Raw genomic sequence first — 16,325 nt, forward strand, 5'->3', positions numbered from 1 at the left:
ATCATCCTTTGCTCGTATGGGGGGCTTTGCCCAAGGGGGATCGTTCGGCCGCCGCCGTCATGGCGGCGGGATGCTTCGGCCGCGCCGTCAGGCGGCGCAGCCGGGCGGCGATCGGCATGCTTAGATGCCGAAGCGCAAGCGGGTCGGCGAGCGCGGTCCTCAGCGCACCGGCCAACGATTTCTTCTTCAATTGATCGACGAGGACAAGAAACGAACGCGCCTGGCGGAAGCCGCGTTTGCGCTTGCGCTGCATCCGTTGGGAGAGGGGATCGAGCGCGTAGCGGCTGAGGAAGAGTTCGTCGGCGGCCATCATCGCGTCGATATGCTCGACCCTCAAGACGCGCGAGATCGAACCTTCGCGGATATGATAGGCGTAGCCGGCGGAGGGTTCCACGGCGCAGCGCCCGCCGCAGGCAAGCGCGGAGGCGAGTAAGACATAGTCTTCGCCGATGCGCAGCGTCTCGTCGAATCGCAGGCTATGCGCCTCGAGAAACCTGCGCTCGAAGACCGGCTTCATATAGCCGAAATTGTGTTCCGAGCGGAAAATCACATTCGACTCGATGAAGGCGGGGAGCGTCAGTTCCCCGAGTTCCGCAAGCGCCGCTTCCGGGAACATTCTGACGCTGCCGCCATCGAGTGAGACCACATCGAGATTGTCGACCACGACCTGCGCCCCGGCGGCCTCGGCGCGGTCGACCATTCGCCTCAGCCGCAGCGGCTCCACCGTGTCGTCTGCATCGAGAATGGCGATCCACCGGCCGCGCGCCGCGGCCAGACCGGCATTGCGTGCACCGCCAGGTCCACGGTTGCGCTCAAGCGCGATCAGCCGTAGCCGAGGGTGCTGCATCGCTGCGACGACGGCAGCGGTCTTGTCGGACGAGCAATCGTCGACAACGATCACCTCGATAGAGACGCCCTCCTGGGCAAGGGCGCTGTCGATGGCGCGCCTGATCGTGTCGGCGGCGTTGAAGGCGGCGATGACGAAGGTCACGTCCGGGCTGAAGGCGAGGCTCGCTTTGTTCATCGCGACGGCGCCTCCCGAGCCCCATACTGCTCGATTGCTTCATGCCCGAGAAGGCCGCTCACGACGCCGGCATGGAGAAGGGCGCGCACGGCGTAGCGATAGCGCGGGACCGGTGCTGGAAAGGTGGCGACAGCTGCCAGCACGCAATAGGTGAATTTCGCGGCTGCAAGCGCCAGATGGCGAAGTTGACCGAGACCATGCGCGCTTTCGGCGAGCAGCCGGCCGTGCGTCTGTCCGGAGCGGAAGCGCCGTTTCGCGAGCCAGGAGAGCGAGGCTCGCGCTTCGGGAACCGGCTCGTGGACCCAAGCCTCCGGCGCAAAGGCTATTCTTCCGCCAGAGCGGTGCATGCCGGTGAAGAAATCCGTGTCTTCGCCGCCGCTTCTGCCGAGCGCAAGCTTGAAACGACGGCCTTCGAGCGAGGGTGCCTTGAGCTTGAGCAGGGCATTGCACGTATAGCCCGTGCGGATATCTCCCCCGACCCAGACCGGCAGCGTCGAATGGAAATCGCCGCGGCGCATCCAGCTCGGCGCCGATTGGCCATAATGGGCCTTCACGGGACCGAGCACCGCATCGGCGCCCGTGGAGCGAGCGGTCTCCAGGAGCTGCGCCAGCCACTCCTGCGAAGCGGTCTCGTCGTCGTCGATGAAAGCGAGAAATTCGGCGGTGCTGTTGTCGAGGCAGGCATTGCGGGCGAGCGAAATGTTTGATGCAGGACAGTGAAGATACGTGACCTCAAAGGGCAGCTCGGGCCGAAGCGCTTCGACGAGGCCGCGGGCACTCGGCGTCACGTCGTTGTCGGCGAGGATGATATGCACCAGCGCATCCGCTGGTTGCTTCATAGCTGCGAGAGAGCGAAGCGTTTCCGTGAGTTCCGGCCGGCGGAACGTGCAGATGCCGATGTCGACTCGGAGTTTCTCGATCATCGTGCCGCCCTGTGCCGGAAAGAGAGAAGCTCCCGCCAGAAGCCGGTGGACCATGCGAGATGCATGATCATCGCCGAAACCGCGGCAAGTGGGCCATAAGGATTTCGCTGACCAATCGCGATCCACACGCCATAGCCGAGGCAGGCGGCCGCCCAAACGCCAAAGGGAATGATGGCGGCCCAGTTGATGATGGCGAGAAACGCGCCGAAGGCGACGGGCGCTACCGCCATCGGGACCATCTGCCGCATTCCGGGCATGGCGCGGTGTTTGAGGAAATTTCTGGCGCGGCCGCGGCCATAGCCGAAATACTGGCGAAAGAGCGGTCCGATCCGGGTGCGCGGATAGTAGACCATGCTCGTCTTGTCGGTCATCCAGATGCGGTAGCCGGCCTGTCGCAAGCGATAGTCGAACTCCGCATCTTCGTTGTGGCTGAAGCTTTCGTCATAGCCGCCGATCGCTCGAAAGGCGTCGATCCGCATCAGCGCGTGGTGCCCATGCTCGACCCAGTGGCCGGCTGCGCCGGTCCGGTGCTTCGAGCCTCCATTGCCGAGCTTGGAGTTTTGGGCGACAGCCGTCGCTTTCTGGAAAGTGCTGTGGCCGACGGTCTCCATGGCGACAACGACCGAGTCGGCCTCAATGGCGATCGCTTCCTCCACGAGTCGTACGCAATAGTCGTCCGGATAGGTGGCGTGCGCATCGATGCGGATCAGAAAATCGAAGCCGGAGCCGAACTCGGCGACTGCAAGGTTGATCGCGGCGCTCTGGATCCGTTGCGGATTGTCAAGGAAGAGCACGCGCGGATCGTCCGTGGCGAGGTCGTCGGCGATTTCGCGTGTGCCGTCGGTACTGCCGCCGTCGGCAATCACGATTCTCGCATTCAGCGGCTCGAGCGAAGGACGAAGCTTGTCGACGAGAGCCTCTATGTGCATGGCTTCGTTGAGGCATGGGATGACGATCAGGCTCGATGTCGAGCGCGCCGTAGTCATGGCATTCCACCTTCATTGTGTCGGGGCGCCGTCATTGCCGCAGCCGGTGCGAATGCGTGCGGTTCGCGCGTGAGCGCCGCCAATCGCTGCACCAGCGCCTCGCAGTCGGAGCGGTTGAAAATCCAGGTTGTTGCGTGGCACTGCTCGATGCGCGCAGCGGCATCGGTGAAGCGATCCGGTGTCATTGCCCCGACAAGGGAGGCAAGGCCTTCGGCACTGGCTTCCTCGAGCACGAGACCGATGTTGCGTGCCGAAAGGAAGCGGGCGGTTTCGGTTCCCCGCATGGCGATCGGCACTCGCCCGTAGCGGCAACCCTCATAGAGACGGTTCGGCAGAAGCCAGGCGGAGTTCTGGCCTTCCTCGAAGAAATCGATGGCCCAAGTGAAATGCGCGCCGCCATAGATTTCGGGGAGGTCCTCTGGGTTACGATAGGCGCCGTCGAAGCGCATGAACGGCTCATTGTGAACGAAGCCTTCGAAATCGTCGAACTCGGAATGGGCGGGGCGGCCGCGCAGGACGATTTCGAAGCGGCCCTCCATCCTCCTGGAAAATTCCGCAAGAAGTGCGAGCGATTTGCTGCAGCGCAATGCACCGAACCAACCGATTTTCCATGGTGTGGCGCGCGGCGGATAGGTTCCTGTCTCATGTGCCGCTTCTTTCGCGTCAGAGATTTCGAGCACTTTGTTCTCGATGAGCATCGGTGTTGCTTCGAGGTGCGACAGAGGGCGGAAATAGTGTTCGAGGAACGCAGGCGAACTGGTGATCAGCAAGCGCGCGTCACGACCAAGACTGCCTTCGGCGGCGCGCAAGGCGCGCCCGATCATGTCGTCGCGCAGCATGAGCCGGTGAATATCGAGGCATTCGTAGACGATCGGAACGTCGCCGCCGAAGAGTGCCGCAGCCCGTCTTGCAACGGCGAGCATTTCAAGATTGCGGGCGATGATCACGTCAGGCTTGCGAAGGTGCCCAAGCTTGCGCTTGAGCGACAGGCATGCGCCGGCCACGGCGCCGATGCGCTGCAGGAAGCGGCCGTCGGCGGTCTTGCCGAGCGCAACCGACATCACGCCCTCGATCGCCGCAAGCGGGTTGTCGCTACGGCGAAAACCCGCCAGCGTGACGCTGGCCCCGCCGCTGATGAGCGCAAGGGTCCTGCGCCGCACGGCAGGGTCGGCAAGATCCTGTGCCAAGTAAAGTATCTGCAGCATGAAAACGCCCGTTTTCCTGCCCAGCCCGGGGGCGAGCTTAATCCAGTTGTTTGTGCGTCGCAACATAATGTTGCAAGTGCTCAGCAATCAGTGGTTTATCTCAGTCCAGCCGGCATGCCACCGACTCAGCGAATTGGCAGTCGTCGCCGGCGGCCGTGAAGGCTACGCGGTCAACCTCGAGCTTCGTCGGCTCCTTGTAGGCAAACGTGCCCATCCAATCGGTCAGGGTGTCGGTTCCCCACAGGCTGAAAAAGATCTTCTGGGCGTTGACTGGAATCTTGGCGGGATCGTTCACTTCGTGCACCAATTCGCCATTGACGTAGTAGCGAAGCCGGTCTTTCTCCCAGACGAAGGCGTAGTCATTGAAGCCTTGGTTGGCACCACCCGGTACATCGGCGAGGAACTCGTTGCCGCCCTTGGCCGAGACATATTGATTGACCTGCACCTTTGCAGTGTTCTTGCCGAGCACCTCGAAGTCGATTTCGTCATGCGGCTTCTTGTTGGTGGGACCTATATAGGTAAAGAAGGCTGAGTTCAGCCCCGATCCGTCCGCCGCCTTGATCCTGGCTTCATAGGTGCCGTAGCCATAACGCTTGCGCGTCTGGATCTCGCCGCAGGCGTAATTCCGGTCCCCTTCCTTGCGCTCCTCGAAGGTCAGTTGCAGCACACCGTTCACCACCTTCACCTGCTTCTCCGACCAAGTGCAATTTTGAAACGTGCCATTGTTCCAACCGTCCGAGATAAACCAGAACTTGCGGTCGAGCCGATCGAAATCGTCCAGGAAGGACGTGCCGTTGGCGCCCTCCTGGGCCACGGCAATATGTCCGATGCCAACGACAGAGAACGTCGCGGCGAGAGCGAGACGATAGTGGCGCCTGAGACGGTCAATGTTCATATCGCGCTACCTTTCTGCGGCGAACGGCTCCCCGGCGCGGATGGCGCGGAAGCCCTTCGGTGCTTCGAATGGAACGCCGCCGGGAAGGACTCCCGGGGCGGAGGCTTGTCTTCGGGTTTGCGATGCACCGCGAAGAAACATTCGCTTCGATCACGATTTCAGTCGCTCCCCTACTGGGCAGTGCCGCAGCCGCGGCCGTTTCAACAGAGCAGACTTGAGCCCGCAGCCGGTAAGCTAGGGCACTTGCAGAGAAAAAATATGGCATCACGGCGGAAAACCGGATGCAAACCCCTGCAGCATGACACCTGGTTGGTATGAGGGGCCGCGATATCGCAGCGGACCGCCGAACCCCCAGCCTGCCAAATCCCTGTTTCGTCGCATGTTGCGGAGGTTGTGCCGGCCGGAACTCTGAGCGTAACGACTCGGTGCAGCGGGACGCCCGATCCCCGTGCCTGCGCTGACGTCCATGTCGAATTTGGAAGCTCTTTCCGGGGTGCGGACCGTGGAATGCGGCAATGTTTGGGCAGGATTCATGGACGGTCGATTCGCGTGCGGGTGAGGCGGTTCACAACCACAGAAGGAATGGGAAGAGTGCCACGGCGCTACCCTACGGGTGCAATGGCGCCTGCAATTGCCCCTAAAATGGTACTGGAAAATCGCCAAAAGTGCGTTCATATTGCTTGCATACTTTAATGTTTTCATCACGAGAGTAGGCCCGCCCTCCAAAGGCGGGCCAATTTTATGTGTGCAATTACAGTTCCTTAAGCGCCGAATGATTCACGTCCGCTGTTTGGTGTACTTCTTCGCCGCAGACGTATCCGCACGCTTTACGAGGCGTAAAGCCGCTGACGAGTCGCCCTTGCCTTCCGCTCACCGCTCTGTGGTCACTGCGCGTCTTCGGTTCTCAAGCCCTCTCGGGTGATCCGCTCCGTGCGCCCGCCTTGGGGCTGTCCGCGCCAAATGCCGATGCCGGCCGATTGGGCCATGGCTTGGGCCGCGGTATAGAGACCTTGGTTGAGGTTTGCCCGCTCCAACGCATTGCCCGTCTCGACCAACCACCGATTGACGTCCTCGCCGTCCGCGCGAAAGCAGGTCGCAACGAAGCGGCCGTAGCGGTCACGCGCGACGATCTCACAGCGTGTCGGGCGGGAGGCGGAAAGAAAGATGTTCAAGGCCCGTGTGGATACCTTTCCGCACTGATAATCCGCTCCCGTTTCGTCGAGGCAGACCTGCCAGCCCTCCGGCGCGTCGACGCCGCTCAACTGAATGCGTTCCCCGGCGATTTCGATCGTATCACCGTCGATCACGATGGCGTCGCCAACGATCGGTTCCGACGCATGTGCGTTGCCTGTGGCAATCAACAGAGCCAATGCAACCATCGACCTGGTGGCGCAAGACCAAGGGCAGCCGCATGCCGGCACTGCTGCTCGCGGGAGGGAGAGGGCCCTATAGCCGAAGGTCTTTGCAGCCATCCCCATGCGCATCATGCGACATCCCCGCGAGTCGTTGCTGACGGCAATAAGGTAAGGCATGGCGGTGGCGCGGCGCATCCCCTAAAACTTAGGGTTTATGTTGCACTGCACATCTTCGGGCCTCGCTACGTGATATTCGCAGGGCGTCTATTCCGTCCGCTCGGTTGCTGGCCCTTGCAGCAGATAGCGCACCTCACCGGCGCCGCCGAGGGCGACCGGCGCCGGCGAGCGGGCAGGGCGAAAACGCTCTGTCTTGTCGGCAAGGATTCCGCCTGCGATCGCCGGGAGGGCGGCCGGATGGGAGAAGGCATAGGCGAGCGCGCTTGCGAGGCCGCCTTGCTTCTTGAGATCAAGGAAATGCCTGAGTTCGTAGCGGGCGCGGACATGGCGCTCGTGCCGCCTGAAAGCGGCTCTTTCGTCGCTGGTCAGGTTCTGCTCGGAAAGGATGTTACGATCGGCCTCGTAGAGGCGCTTCAGGTCGATGGTCCTGTGGCGGCCGCTGAGCGAATTCCCTCGAACCAGCGCGGCATAGCCGCAGCTGTGGATGATTTTGTAGCGGGCCCCGCGCGCAAGTGCCCGTGCATAGAGTTCGTAATCCTCCCCGAGGCGCAGGGTCTCGTTGTAGCGAAGTCGATGCTTATCGAGAAAGGATCGCCGCATCAGCGGCTTCAAAAACCCGATTTCGCCGCGGCGGACGCCCCGCTGGGATATGTTGCCGTCGACGAATCCGATGAGGTCGAGAGGGCGAGGGGTGGCCGCAAACCGCAGAATCTTGCTGCGGATATTTGCCACCTGCTCTGCATCTACGAAGGCGATGTTGTCGGCGATGAAATCCCAATCGTCGTGCGCCAGCAACCCCCGCAGCCGCCCGGGCAGGAAGAAGTCGTCCGCATCGAGCACCGCCAGTAATGGCGACTGTGAGATCGCAATCGCATGGTTTCGTGCCGCGGCCGGCCCGCGGTTCTCTTCAAAGCGGACGACGACAAGGCGGCCGCTACCGTCGTCGACAGCGCGCGCCGCAGCAATGGTTCCGTCGTCGGAGGCGTCGTCGATCACGATGATTTCGGCCGCTTCTGGCTCGGCGAGGGCGGACCTGATGGCTCTCCCGATCGTATCGGCGGCGTTTTTGGCGGCAATGATAACGCAAACATTCGTCGGCGCGGCTGCGGTCATATGGGGCCTCCAGTGGTCATTGAACGCGGCAGTGCAGCGTCGCTCGACGGGCGAGCGAGACCATGCCGGCCGATCATGACGCAATCGCGTCAGGCGCAGAATTTTTTCTGCTTCCAAATGATTCGGGAAGCCCGCAGTCCCCGGTCAGGAATTGAAATGCCGCGGACGGCCAACCCTGCGCAGGGAAAACCTGGCGGACTGCTTTTCCTCAGTCGCCACCTCGGTGGCTGCTGCCTGTTTGGTAGGGGAAAGTTTGCGACGATCGCGAGCCTCCTTCCAGATCAGAAATAGCACGCCAACAAAATACCCGACCTGGATGAGCACGGCACAGATCAGCGTCTGAACCGCCGTGGAAGCGAACGATCCGGTCAAGTAATAGGTCGCGATGGCGAACGCCACCAACGCGCCGAGCATGCTCACAAAAAAACGCGGTGCGAACATTCGGCTATCCTACTCTCCCGCTCTCGGATGCAACCGTCATCTGCCTCTACTCCCACCTGCACTATATTAGTGGTGGCTTGTCTCTTCAACACGCAAAAAGCTATCCTGCGCCCATTTTATGCCGCAAATCTTTCCATCGGCTTTATGAGGCCAAATCAATTAGATAAATCCTTGCGCCCGCACCTGAATGCAATCTGTGATGTGTCTGCCAGATCTATATGTATATCGTATCTGGGAAGCTGTCGCAGCCGGTTGACCCGCCCGGCCGCCCCTAAAATAAAGGGGGAAGGCGCCAAACCCTTCTGATTGCAGCGTCTTGTCGGCGATGGGTGGTCTGCCTGCTGCGATCAACTTTTGTTACAATCGCGGACTGTGTCGTTGAGAAATGTGCGCCGCAAAATAATGTTGCATCGCACCAATTCTCTCCAAAATTGCATTTCGTCAAACTCCGCCGCGGCTTCTCGTTTCGAATCCGAGTGAAAATCCGCCGCCGAAAGTACAAAGCGGGAGCTAAAATAAGTAAGAGAGCTGATCAGTGCTTTGTCATGTCAAAATAGTGACAAGAAGACCTGATTGAAGATTTAAATTTACTAAATTTTGATTTGGGTGATGTTCTCGGGCCTAACCACCCCAGGAACGGCTCGGCGCGTGGTGCCTGGCCGGCGCCATATTTCGGCCTTCAAAAAACAAATTCTCACCATACACTCGTTTTAGATGGCTCCCGTCCCCCGGGATCGACAATCGCCAAACGTAAATGGAGTCCACTCTATGAAGTCCGCGACGCGCTCGGCCAGTTCGCCATTTTTCATCTCCCCGGACATGGGCGCAGCCCGGCCGATCGGGGGGATATCCAAACGGAGTTTCGACATACTGATTGCTTCCCTGGGGCTCCTCGCCCTCAGCCCGCTTTTCCTGCTTCTGATGGCTTTGGTAAAGTTATCGGATGGCGGAAGCGCATTTTATGGACATCGTCGGATCGGTCACAACGGTCAGGCCTTTAGATGCCTGAAGTTCCGCACGATGAGGGAAGACGGCGACCGTGTGCTGCAGGAGTATTTCAGGGCGAATCCCGCCGCCTACGAGGAATGGCGTGCGACCCGCAAGCTTCAACACGATCCGCGCGTGACGGTTCTCGGCAGCGTGCTGCGCAAGCTCAGCCTTGATGAGTTGCCGCAATTGCTCAACGTGATTCGCGGCGAGATGAGCCTCGTCGGTCCGCGCCCGGTCGTGGAAGACGAGCTCGAGCTCTATGACGCGGCTGCGGTCTATTATCTGCGCTCGCGACCGGGCCTGACGGGTCTCTGGCAGATCAGTGGCCGGAACGACGTGTCCTATGCCGCCCGCGTGGCGTTCGATACGCACTATGTCGAGAACTGGTCGCTGCTCACCGATCTTGTCATTGTGTTCAAGACAATCCCTGCCGTCTGCTTCAGTCGCGGCAGCTATTGAGACTTGGCGCTGTCCGAGCCGCCGGAATCACGTCGAGTAATAGGAAATCCAGAAATGCCTTCCATCAGAATTGCAGCGAAACCTGCCTCACACCGCACGCTCTTCAAGTGGGTCCGTCTCGCTATCGTGGCAGCGGTCGTTTGCGGCGCGAGCGTCGTGCAGGCCGAGGAATATCGACTTGGAGTCATGGACAAGTTGCGTGTCCGCGTCGCTGAATGGCAGACCGCCGAAGGTGCCGTGCGTGACTGGTCCGCCGTCAGCGGCGAATACACGGTGGGTGCTTCGGGCAATCTTTCACTCCCTTTCGTCGGTGACCTGCCAGCTTCCGGCAGGACGACGGCGGAGCTCGCCGAAGATATCGGCGACAAGATACAGAAGCTTTTCGGTCTCAGGGATCGCCCCTCAGCCTCGGTCGAGATGGCGCAATATCGCCCCGTCTATCTTTATGGCGAGGTGCAAAACCCAGGCGAATATCCCTACGCGCCGAACATGACAGTGCTCAAGGCGATCAGCCTTGGCGGCGGGTTGCGGCGCGCCGACAATGGCCAGCGTTTCGCGCGCGACTATATCAACGCGGCGGGCGACTCCGCCGTGCAGATTGCCGAGCGCAACCGGCTGCTCATCCGACGCGCGAGACTTATCGCCGAAATCGGCAAGCAGGATGAGATTGCGCTTCCTGAGCAATTGAAGAATTTTCCCGGCGTCGACAAGCTGCTTTCGAGCGAAACGGCGCTGATGCGATCGCGCGACAAGCGACAGCAGCGGCAACTCGCCGCGCTTGGCGACCTCAAGTCGTTGCTGCAAAGCGAGATCGAATCGCTTGCCAAGAAGTCCCAGACCCAACAGCACCAGCTCGAGCTCGTCACACAGGATCGGGATAATGTTGACAGTCTGGCGGATAAGGGATTGGCACTCGCTCAACGCAAGCTCTCGCTCGAGCAAAGGGTTGCCGACGTGCAGTCTTCGCTGCTCGACATCGACACGGCGTCGCTCAAGGCAAAGCAGGAAATGAGCAAGGCGGCCCAGGACGAAACCAATCTGCGCGACGATTGGGATGCACAGCTTGCACAGGAATTGCAGAATACCGAGGCCGAACTCGACGCATTGACGCTGAAGCTCGGCACCAGCCGCGATCTGATGACCGAGGCGCTGACGCAATCGGCAGAGGCGGCACATCTGTCTGCGCAGGCCGCAAACATCACCTACACGATCATCCGGGAAAAGGACGGAAAGCCGACCGAGATCGCTGCGAACGAGACTACCCAGGTGCTGCCAGGTGATGTCATCAAGGTCAATGCCCTGGTGGCGATGCAGTGAGCGTGGGGTTGAGGATCTCGAAGGCGAGCCTCATCACCCCGGGGGCGAACAGGCTTTACGCGACTGCAGCCGTCGCCCTTTCGCTCTTCGTCTTTGCCTATTCGACCCGCTTTGGGCAGATTTCGATTCTGCTCTATTACGGTCTCTGGCTTCCGCTCGTCCTCGTCGACTACAAAAAGGTCCTCGGTAATTACGGCAAGTTTCTCTGGATCTTCGCCTTCGCCGTGTTCGCCTGCCTTTCGATGTTCTGGTCGGCAGCGCCGGGTGTCACGCTGCGAACAGGCGTCCAATATCTGAGCCAAATCGTCTGTGCCTTGATCGCCATGCGGGTGATCGACATCCGCACCCTTTCCCGCGGCATGATGGCCGGCGTTGCCATTGTGCTCGTCTATTCACTGCTGTTCGGCATCTATCACTATGATCCGCTCGACGGCACCTATAGTTTCGTCGGCGCCTTCGCCTCGAAGAACCAGTTGGGCTTCTACGCCTCGCTCGGCATCTACTTCGCATTTGCCGCGGTATTCGTCCTGGGGGAAGGGGCCGTGTGGCGGGCGGTCGCCGCGGTCACCGGAGCGATTTCCGCCTATTCACTCTTCGCTTCGCAATCGGCGACCTCGGTCCTCACCACGGCTGCGATCCTCGGGCTTTGCCTTTCCATGCGAGCGATAACGGCGCTGAGGCCAGCCAGCCGCAAAGGCCTGTTCCTGGGAATTGCCGCGTTCGCTGGAGTGGCTGCATTCGCCTTGATCTCCAGCGGCGCCTTCGATCTGGTTCTCGGTGCCTTCGGCAAGGATTCGACGCTGACCGGCCGCACCTACCTATGGCAACAGGGCATCGACGCGGCGAAGACCGCCCCCATATTCGGCATGGGTTATCAGGCCTATTGGGTGCAAGGCTTTGCCGAGGCCGAACGGCTGTGGGAAGAATTTTACATCACCGCCCGCAGCGGCTTCCATTTCCACAACACCTATATCGAGACCGCCGTCGAAACGGGACTGGTCGGGCTCGTGCTCTTGAGTCTCGTACTGTTTGCCGCCGTCGTGGGGCAGTTGAAGCGCGTGCTTTCGGCGAACCGTGACCCGGAAGCCATGGTGCTCTTTGGCGTCGCGGTGCTGCTCCTCATCCGCTCCTTCGTGGAGATCGACATCCTCAACCCGTACCACGTCGGATCCTTCCTCATGTATTTCACGGCGGGCAAACTGACGGTGGCAAGCAAGCGCCCCACCCCGGCCTGGATTTGGCCCGGCGAGGAGGAGCAGCCCGCCTACGGGCGCCGTTGGACGGCCTGAAGGCGGGAGAGGGGGCGCAAACAATGGGGACGATCCGGGCAATCCAGTACTTGCGGGCCCTGGCGGCGCTTGCGGTGGTCGCCTTCCATGCGGCCGAGAAGACCGGCCATCACTTCGTGATCGGTGCGGCAGGGGTCGACGTCTTCTTCGTCATCAGCGGCTTCATCATGTGGGTCATCAGCGCGCGGCGGCCGGTCACGCCGGTCAAATTCCTCGCCGATCGCGCGCGGCGCATCTTGCCGATCTACTGGTTTGCGACGGCGATCATGGTCGCGGGCGGCCTGGTGGGCCTTTTTCCGAACCTGGTCGTCACGGCCGAACACGTCGTTGCGTCCCTGCTTTTCGTTCCCGCGCGCTCGCCGAGCACCGGTGAGATCTGGCCTGTTCTCGTGCAAGGCTGGACGCTGAATTATGAAATGTTCTTCTACGCGGTCTTTGCGGCCTCGCTCGTCCTGCCGCGGTTCTGGCGTTTGCCGGCGGTAGCGGGATTCTTCCTCGTGCTGGTGGTAGCGGGCTTATCCGTCACCAGCGAAAATCCTCTTTTGCTCACCTATACCCGTCCCCTCGTCCTTGAGTTCGTCGCCGGAATGATCATCGGTGCATTTTGGTTGGAGGGGAGGGTGCCGCCCGTCGGCGCCGGGCTCGGGCTTGCCGCCTGTTCATTCGGCGGCTTTGCACTCATTGCGGGCTTGAGCCTGCCTTTTGATGAACGCTTGACCGGGCCGCTTTCAGTGCTTCTCGTTCTCGGCGCGCTTTCGCTCGAAGCGCATGGGCGAGTTCCGACTGTGCGGATACTGAAGCTTCTCGGCAACGCGTCCTACTCTATCTATCTCTGGCACACCTTTGCGATTTCCGTCGTGGCGAAGGCAGGCACTCTGTTCGACCTTCATTCGAAGCTCTCGATGGTGATGGCGACAGCCACGGGAACGCTCGTCGGGATCGTCGGCTATCTGCTGCTCGAGCGCCCCCTGTTGCAGCGCGACCGGACACCGCCGCCTGCGCCGGGCCTGGCAGGCGGCACCGCCGAATAGGCGCAGTTGGCGCCGCAGGAGGTGGTAACCTGCTTAGCCGTTTTTGCGCGAATGCCAGTTCCAGGCCGACTCGGTGATCGCTGCCAGATCATATTGCGGTTCCCACCCGAGCACGCGGCGGGCCTTGTCATTGTTGGCGACGAGCGTCGTGGAATCGCCCTCGCGGCGACCGGCGTAACCGACATTGAAGGGACGCCGCGCAACCTTCTCGATTGCTCCAACCAGTTCCTTGACCGTCGTTCCCGTGCCGGTTCCAAGGTTCAATTCGACGCTCTCGCCCCCCTTGAGCAGGTAGTCGACGGCACGGACATGGGCATCCGCAAGGTCGAGCACGTGGATATAGTCGCGCACGCAGGTGCCGTCACGCGTGTCGTAATCCGTCCCGAAAACCTTGAAGCCCGCACGCCGGCCGAGGGCCGCATCGATCGCCAGCGGGATCGCATGGGTCTCCGGCTCGTGCCATTCGCCGATCCGGCCCTCGAAATCGGCACCGGCAGCATTGAAATAGCGCAGGATGACGGACCGAAGCCCTTTGTACAGTCCGTAATCCTTCATTGCCTGTTCGCAGATCCATTTTGTGCGGCCATAGGGATTGATCGGCGCCTGCTTGTGCGACTCGTCCATCGGGACGCTGTCGGGAAGGCCGTAAGTGGCGCAGGTGGAGGAGAAGACGAAAGCGTCGATGCCTGCGGCGAGCGTCGCCGACAATAGCGTCAACGTGCCGATGACGTTGTTATCGTAGAAGGAGACCGGATCCTTTACGGACTCACCGACCTCGATCATGGCGGCAAAGTGCAGGATGGCCCGCGGCCTGTGGCGCGCGATCACCTCGTCGAGGCGCGGACGATCACGGATGTCGCCCTTCTCCAGCACCCCCCAGCGGACGAACTCTTCGTGACCGTTGGAGAGGTTGTCGTAAACGACGGGCTGGTAGCCCTTTTCGGAGAGCCGAAGACATGTATGGGAGCCAATATAGCCGGCGCCGCCGACGACGAGAATGGTATTGTTCTGCACGGGTAACCTCGGTTGATGACGTCTGAAACGCACGTGGGCCTGTACGCCTCGCAATGAATAGCGGCGAATTTCGAACACATCGTGAAAGCGCCGACGCGATTTACCGGATATCGGGTTTTTATGCCGCGCAACCGGTTGGCCATTCACAAACCGTCCCCTTTGGCCTAAAAGCCGGACAGGTAACACTCCGGTCGCAGCCTACCCGGTCAAAACAAGGACACCTGTTATGAAAACCATAGTCATCTGCTCCGGCGGATTGGATTCCGTTTCGCTCGCCCACAAGGTCGCCGCGGAACACGAGCTTGTTCGGCTCGTCTCCTTCGATTACGGCCAGCGGCACCGCAAGGAACTGGATTTCGCCGCCGCTTGCGCCAGGCGTCTCGGTGTGCCGCATCAGCTCATCGACATAAGCGAAATCGGCCGGCATCTTACCGGTTCGGCCCTGACCGACGACGTCGAGGTGCCGGATGGGCATTATGCGGAAGAGACGATGAAGACGACTGTCGTGCCGAACCGCAACGCCATCATGCTTGCGATCGCCTTCGGCGTCGCCGCCGCCCGCAAGGCCGAGGCAGTGGCGACAGCGGTCCACGGCGGGGATCATTTCATCTATCCGGACTGTCGCCCAGGATTCATCAATGCCTTTCGGGCGATGCAGAACCATGCGCTCGAGGGATATGCGGAGGTGAGGCTTTATGCACCCTACGTCAATGTCTCCAAAGCCGACATCGTCGCAGACGGCGCGAAGCACGATACGCCCTTTGCCGAAACATGGTCATGCTACAAGGGCGGTCCGCTCCATTGCGGCCGTTGCGGCACCTGTGTCGAGCGGCGCGAGGCTTTTCACCTCGCCGGCATTGCCGACCCAACGGAGTATTTGGATCCGGAATTCTGGACCAAGGCCATCGGCGCCTTTGCTGCAGAGGAGGTTAAATGATGTTCCGCATCACCAAGGAATTCCATTTCTCCGCCTCGCACCAGCTGAAGAGCCTGCCGCCGGAACATCAATGCGCGCGGCTGCACGGACATAATTACATCGTCGAGGTCGAGCTTTCGGCGGAGACGCTGAACGAGCATGGGTTCGTGCGCGACTATCACGAGCTCGCGCCGTTGAAACGCTATATCGACGAAGCCTTCGACCACCGTCACTTGAATGACATACTCGGCCATGACCGGGTGACTGCCGAGTGCCTGGCGCAGCATTTCTTTGAATGGTGCAAAGGGCGATTTCCGGAAACGGCCGCCGTGCGCGTCAGCGAGACGGCAAAGACCTGGGCGGAATACAGGCCATGATCGGCACACGACCGACCGAAATCCGCGTCAGCGAGATCTTCGGGCCAACTATCCAGGGCGAGGGCGCGTTGATCGGAGTGCCGACCGTGTTCGTCAGGACCGGCGGCTGCGATTACCGTTGTTCCTGGTGCGACAGCCTTCACGCCGTCGACAGCCGCTATCGTGACGAGTGGCGCCCTATGTCGACGGAGGAGGTGTGGCAGGAGGTCACGGCGCTTTCCGGCGGCACGCCGGTCATGGTTTCCCTGTCGGGCGGCAACCCGGCAATTCAGCCGCTTGGAGACCTGATCACGTGCGGCCATGCACAGGGATATCGCTTCGCCCTCGAAACGCAAGGCTCGATCGCACGCGACTGGTTCGCCGATCTCGACGTGCTGGTGCTCAGTCCCAAACCGCCATCGAGCGGAATGGAGACGGATTGGGATGCGTTCGGCGCCTGCCTCGAGGCGAGCGGGGGTAGGCCACAGACGATTCTCAAGATCGTGATCTTCGACGAGGCAGATTATTCCTATGCGCGGAATGCCGCAGCACGCTACCCGCAACTGCCCGTTTATCTCCAGCCCGGCAACCACACGCCGCCGCCACCCGAGGAATTCGATGCGCCGATCGACATCGAGGGCGTGACGGAGCGCATGCGCTGGCTGGTCGAGCGCGTCACGGAGGACAGATGGTTCGAGGCGCGCGTTCTTCCGCAGTTGCACGTCCTTCTTTGGGGTAACAAGCGCGGCGTGTAGATCACATCTGCATACCCGCAGCATTGCGCGGCCATCGCGGTCCCGCAGGCGCTTTGCTGGATGAAGCGTGGTATTTCGG

Annotated in this window: 16 protein-coding genes; 7 read left to right on the top strand and 9 right to left on the bottom strand. The window is 61.0% G+C overall.

Annotation, left to right across the window (positions count from 1 at the left end; all coding sequences use genetic code 11):
• Position 1 precedes the first annotated feature (1 nt).
• The 8 genes from EKH55_RS23990 to exoX all read right to left on the bottom strand — a co-directional run bounded on the left by EKH55_RS23990 (position 2) and on the right by exoX (position 8,119).
• Entirely contained in the window at positions 2–1,024 is a 1,023-nt protein-coding gene (locus tag EKH55_RS23990; RefSeq protein ID WP_151613436.1) for a glycosyltransferase family 2 protein, read from the bottom strand.
• Positions 1,021–1,947: a glycosyltransferase family 2 protein gene (locus EKH55_RS23995; RefSeq protein ID WP_151613437.1), complete on the bottom strand. Its 927-nt coding sequence runs from the start codon at positions 1,945–1,947 to the stop codon at positions 1,021–1,023. Before EKH55_RS23995 ends, EKH55_RS23990 begins: the two co-directional genes overlap by 4 nt.
• The gene (locus tag EKH55_RS24000; protein ID WP_151613438.1) at positions 1,944–2,933 is read right to left on the bottom strand and encodes a glycosyltransferase family 2 protein; all 990 of its coding nucleotides are present in this window, start codon (positions 2,931–2,933) and stop codon (positions 1,944–1,946) included. Before EKH55_RS24000 ends, EKH55_RS23995 begins: the two co-directional genes overlap by 4 nt.
• Entirely contained in the window at positions 2,930–4,138 is a 1,209-nt protein-coding gene (locus EKH55_RS24005; RefSeq protein WP_151613439.1) for a glycosyltransferase family protein, read from the bottom strand. Before EKH55_RS24005 ends, EKH55_RS24000 begins: the two co-directional genes overlap by 4 nt.
• Before the next feature lie 100 nt (positions 4,139–4,238).
• Complete coding sequence (exoK, locus tag EKH55_RS24010; protein ID WP_151613440.1) at positions 4,239–5,033, bottom strand: endo-1,3-1,4-beta-glycanase ExoK; 795 nt, start codon at positions 5,031–5,033, stop codon at positions 4,239–4,241.
• Between the two features lie 884 nt (positions 5,034–5,917).
• Entirely contained in the window at positions 5,918–6,412 is a 495-nt protein-coding gene (locus EKH55_RS24015) for a thermonuclease family protein (RefSeq protein WP_246231856.1), read from the bottom strand.
• A 240-nt stretch (positions 6,413–6,652) separates the two neighbouring features.
• Positions 6,653–7,678, bottom strand: a complete 1,026-nt coding sequence (locus EKH55_RS24020) for a glycosyltransferase family 2 protein (protein WP_151613441.1) — start codon at positions 7,676–7,678, stop codon at positions 6,653–6,655.
• A gap of 144 nt (positions 7,679–7,822) precedes the next feature.
• On the bottom strand, positions 7,823–8,119 hold the full coding sequence (gene exoX / locus EKH55_RS24025; RefSeq protein ID WP_151613442.1) for an exopolysaccharide production repressor ExoX: 297 nt from the start codon (positions 8,117–8,119) through the stop codon (positions 7,823–7,825).
• 768 nt (positions 8,120–8,887) lie between these two features.
• On the opposite strand from exoX, the gene EKH55_RS24030 reads away from it, so the two are divergent.
• The 4 genes from EKH55_RS24030 to EKH55_RS24045 are packed head-to-tail and all read left to right on the top strand — an operon-like array spanning position 8,888 to position 13,205.
• Positions 8,888–9,568: a sugar transferase gene (locus tag EKH55_RS24030; RefSeq protein WP_151613443.1), complete on the top strand. Its 681-nt coding sequence runs from the start codon at positions 8,888–8,890 to the stop codon at positions 9,566–9,568.
• Positions 9,569–9,622: 54 nt separating this feature from the next.
• Positions 9,623–10,885, top strand: a complete 1,263-nt coding sequence (locus tag EKH55_RS24035) for a polysaccharide biosynthesis/export family protein (protein WP_151613444.1) — start codon at positions 9,623–9,625, stop codon at positions 10,883–10,885.
• An 8-nt stretch (positions 10,886–10,893) separates the two neighbouring features.
• Complete coding sequence (locus EKH55_RS24040) at positions 10,894–12,174, top strand: O-antigen ligase family protein (protein WP_151613931.1); 1,281 nt, start codon at positions 10,894–10,896, stop codon at positions 12,172–12,174.
• 23 nt (positions 12,175–12,197) lie between these two features.
• Positions 12,198–13,205: an acyltransferase family protein gene (locus EKH55_RS24045; RefSeq protein WP_151613445.1), complete on the top strand. Its 1,008-nt coding sequence runs from the start codon at positions 12,198–12,200 to the stop codon at positions 13,203–13,205.
• A gap of 33 nt (positions 13,206–13,238) precedes the next feature.
• Here the strand turns inward: EKH55_RS24045 and galE are convergent, their stop codons facing one another.
• Positions 13,239–14,219: a UDP-glucose 4-epimerase GalE gene (galE, locus tag EKH55_RS24050; protein ID WP_151613446.1), complete on the bottom strand. Its 981-nt coding sequence runs from the start codon at positions 14,217–14,219 to the stop codon at positions 13,239–13,241.
• A 226-nt stretch (positions 14,220–14,445) separates the two neighbouring features.
• On the opposite strand from galE, the gene queC reads away from it, so the two are divergent.
• Genes queC through queE form a run of 3 tightly spaced genes read left to right on the top strand, consistent with a single transcriptional unit; the run spans position 14,446 to position 16,246 of the window.
• Positions 14,446–15,156, top strand: a complete 711-nt coding sequence (gene queC / locus EKH55_RS24055; RefSeq protein ID WP_151613447.1) for a 7-cyano-7-deazaguanine synthase QueC — start codon at positions 14,446–14,448, stop codon at positions 15,154–15,156.
• Positions 15,156–15,512, top strand: coding sequence for a 6-carboxytetrahydropterin synthase QueD (gene queD, locus EKH55_RS24060; protein ID WP_151613932.1), 357 nt, complete (start codon positions 15,156–15,158; stop codon positions 15,510–15,512). Before queC ends, queD begins: the two co-directional genes overlap by 1 nt.
• A complete protein-coding gene (queE, locus tag EKH55_RS24065; protein ID WP_151613448.1) occupies positions 15,509–16,246 on the top strand; it encodes a 7-carboxy-7-deazaguanine synthase QueE in 738 nt (245 codons plus the stop codon). Before queD ends, queE begins: the two co-directional genes overlap by 4 nt.
• Positions 16,247–16,325: the final 79 nt, after the last annotated feature.

This window comes from Sinorhizobium alkalisoli, assembly GCF_008932245.1.
GTDB classification, from domain to species: Bacteria; Pseudomonadota; Alphaproteobacteria; order Rhizobiales; family Rhizobiaceae; genus Sinorhizobium; species Sinorhizobium alkalisoli.

Bases quoted from the DNA above. Each gene is read 5' to 3' on its own strand.
- EKH55_RS23990 (WP_151613436.1), bottom strand. From the start codon at position 1,024: ATGAACAAAGCGAGCCTCGCCTTCAGCCCGGACGTGACCTTCGTCATC.
- EKH55_RS23995 (WP_151613437.1), bottom strand. From the start codon at position 1,947: ATGATCGAGAAACTCCGAGTCGACATCGGCATCTGCACGTTCCGCCGG.
- EKH55_RS24000 (WP_151613438.1), bottom strand. From the start codon at position 2,933: ATGACTACGGCGCGCTCGACATCGAGCCTGATCGTCATCCCATGCCTC.
- EKH55_RS24005 (WP_151613439.1), bottom strand. From the start codon at position 4,138: ATGCTGCAGATACTTTACTTGGCACAGGATCTTGCCGACCCTGCCGTG.
- exoK (WP_151613440.1), bottom strand. From the start codon at position 5,033: ATGAACATTGACCGTCTCAGGCGCCACTATCGTCTCGCTCTCGCCGCG.
- EKH55_RS24015 (WP_246231856.1), bottom strand. From the start codon at position 6,412: ATGGTTGCATTGGCTCTGTTGATTGCCACAGGCAACGCACATGCGTCG.
- EKH55_RS24020 (WP_151613441.1), bottom strand. From the start codon at position 7,678: ATGACCGCAGCCGCGCCGACGAATGTTTGCGTTATCATTGCCGCCAAA.
- exoX (WP_151613442.1), bottom strand. From the start codon at position 8,119: ATGTTCGCACCGCGTTTTTTTGTGAGCATGCTCGGCGCGTTGGTGGCG.
- EKH55_RS24030 (WP_151613443.1), top strand. From the start codon at position 8,888: ATGAAGTCCGCGACGCGCTCGGCCAGTTCGCCATTTTTCATCTCCCCG.
- EKH55_RS24035 (WP_151613444.1), top strand. From the start codon at position 9,623: ATGCCTTCCATCAGAATTGCAGCGAAACCTGCCTCACACCGCACGCTC.
- EKH55_RS24045 (WP_151613445.1), top strand. From the start codon at position 12,198: ATGGGGACGATCCGGGCAATCCAGTACTTGCGGGCCCTGGCGGCGCTT.
- queC (WP_151613447.1), top strand. From the start codon at position 14,446: ATGAAAACCATAGTCATCTGCTCCGGCGGATTGGATTCCGTTTCGCTC.
- queD (WP_151613932.1), top strand. From the start codon at position 15,156: ATGTTCCGCATCACCAAGGAATTCCATTTCTCCGCCTCGCACCAGCTG.
- queE (WP_151613448.1), top strand. From the start codon at position 15,509: ATGATCGGCACACGACCGACCGAAATCCGCGTCAGCGAGATCTTCGGG.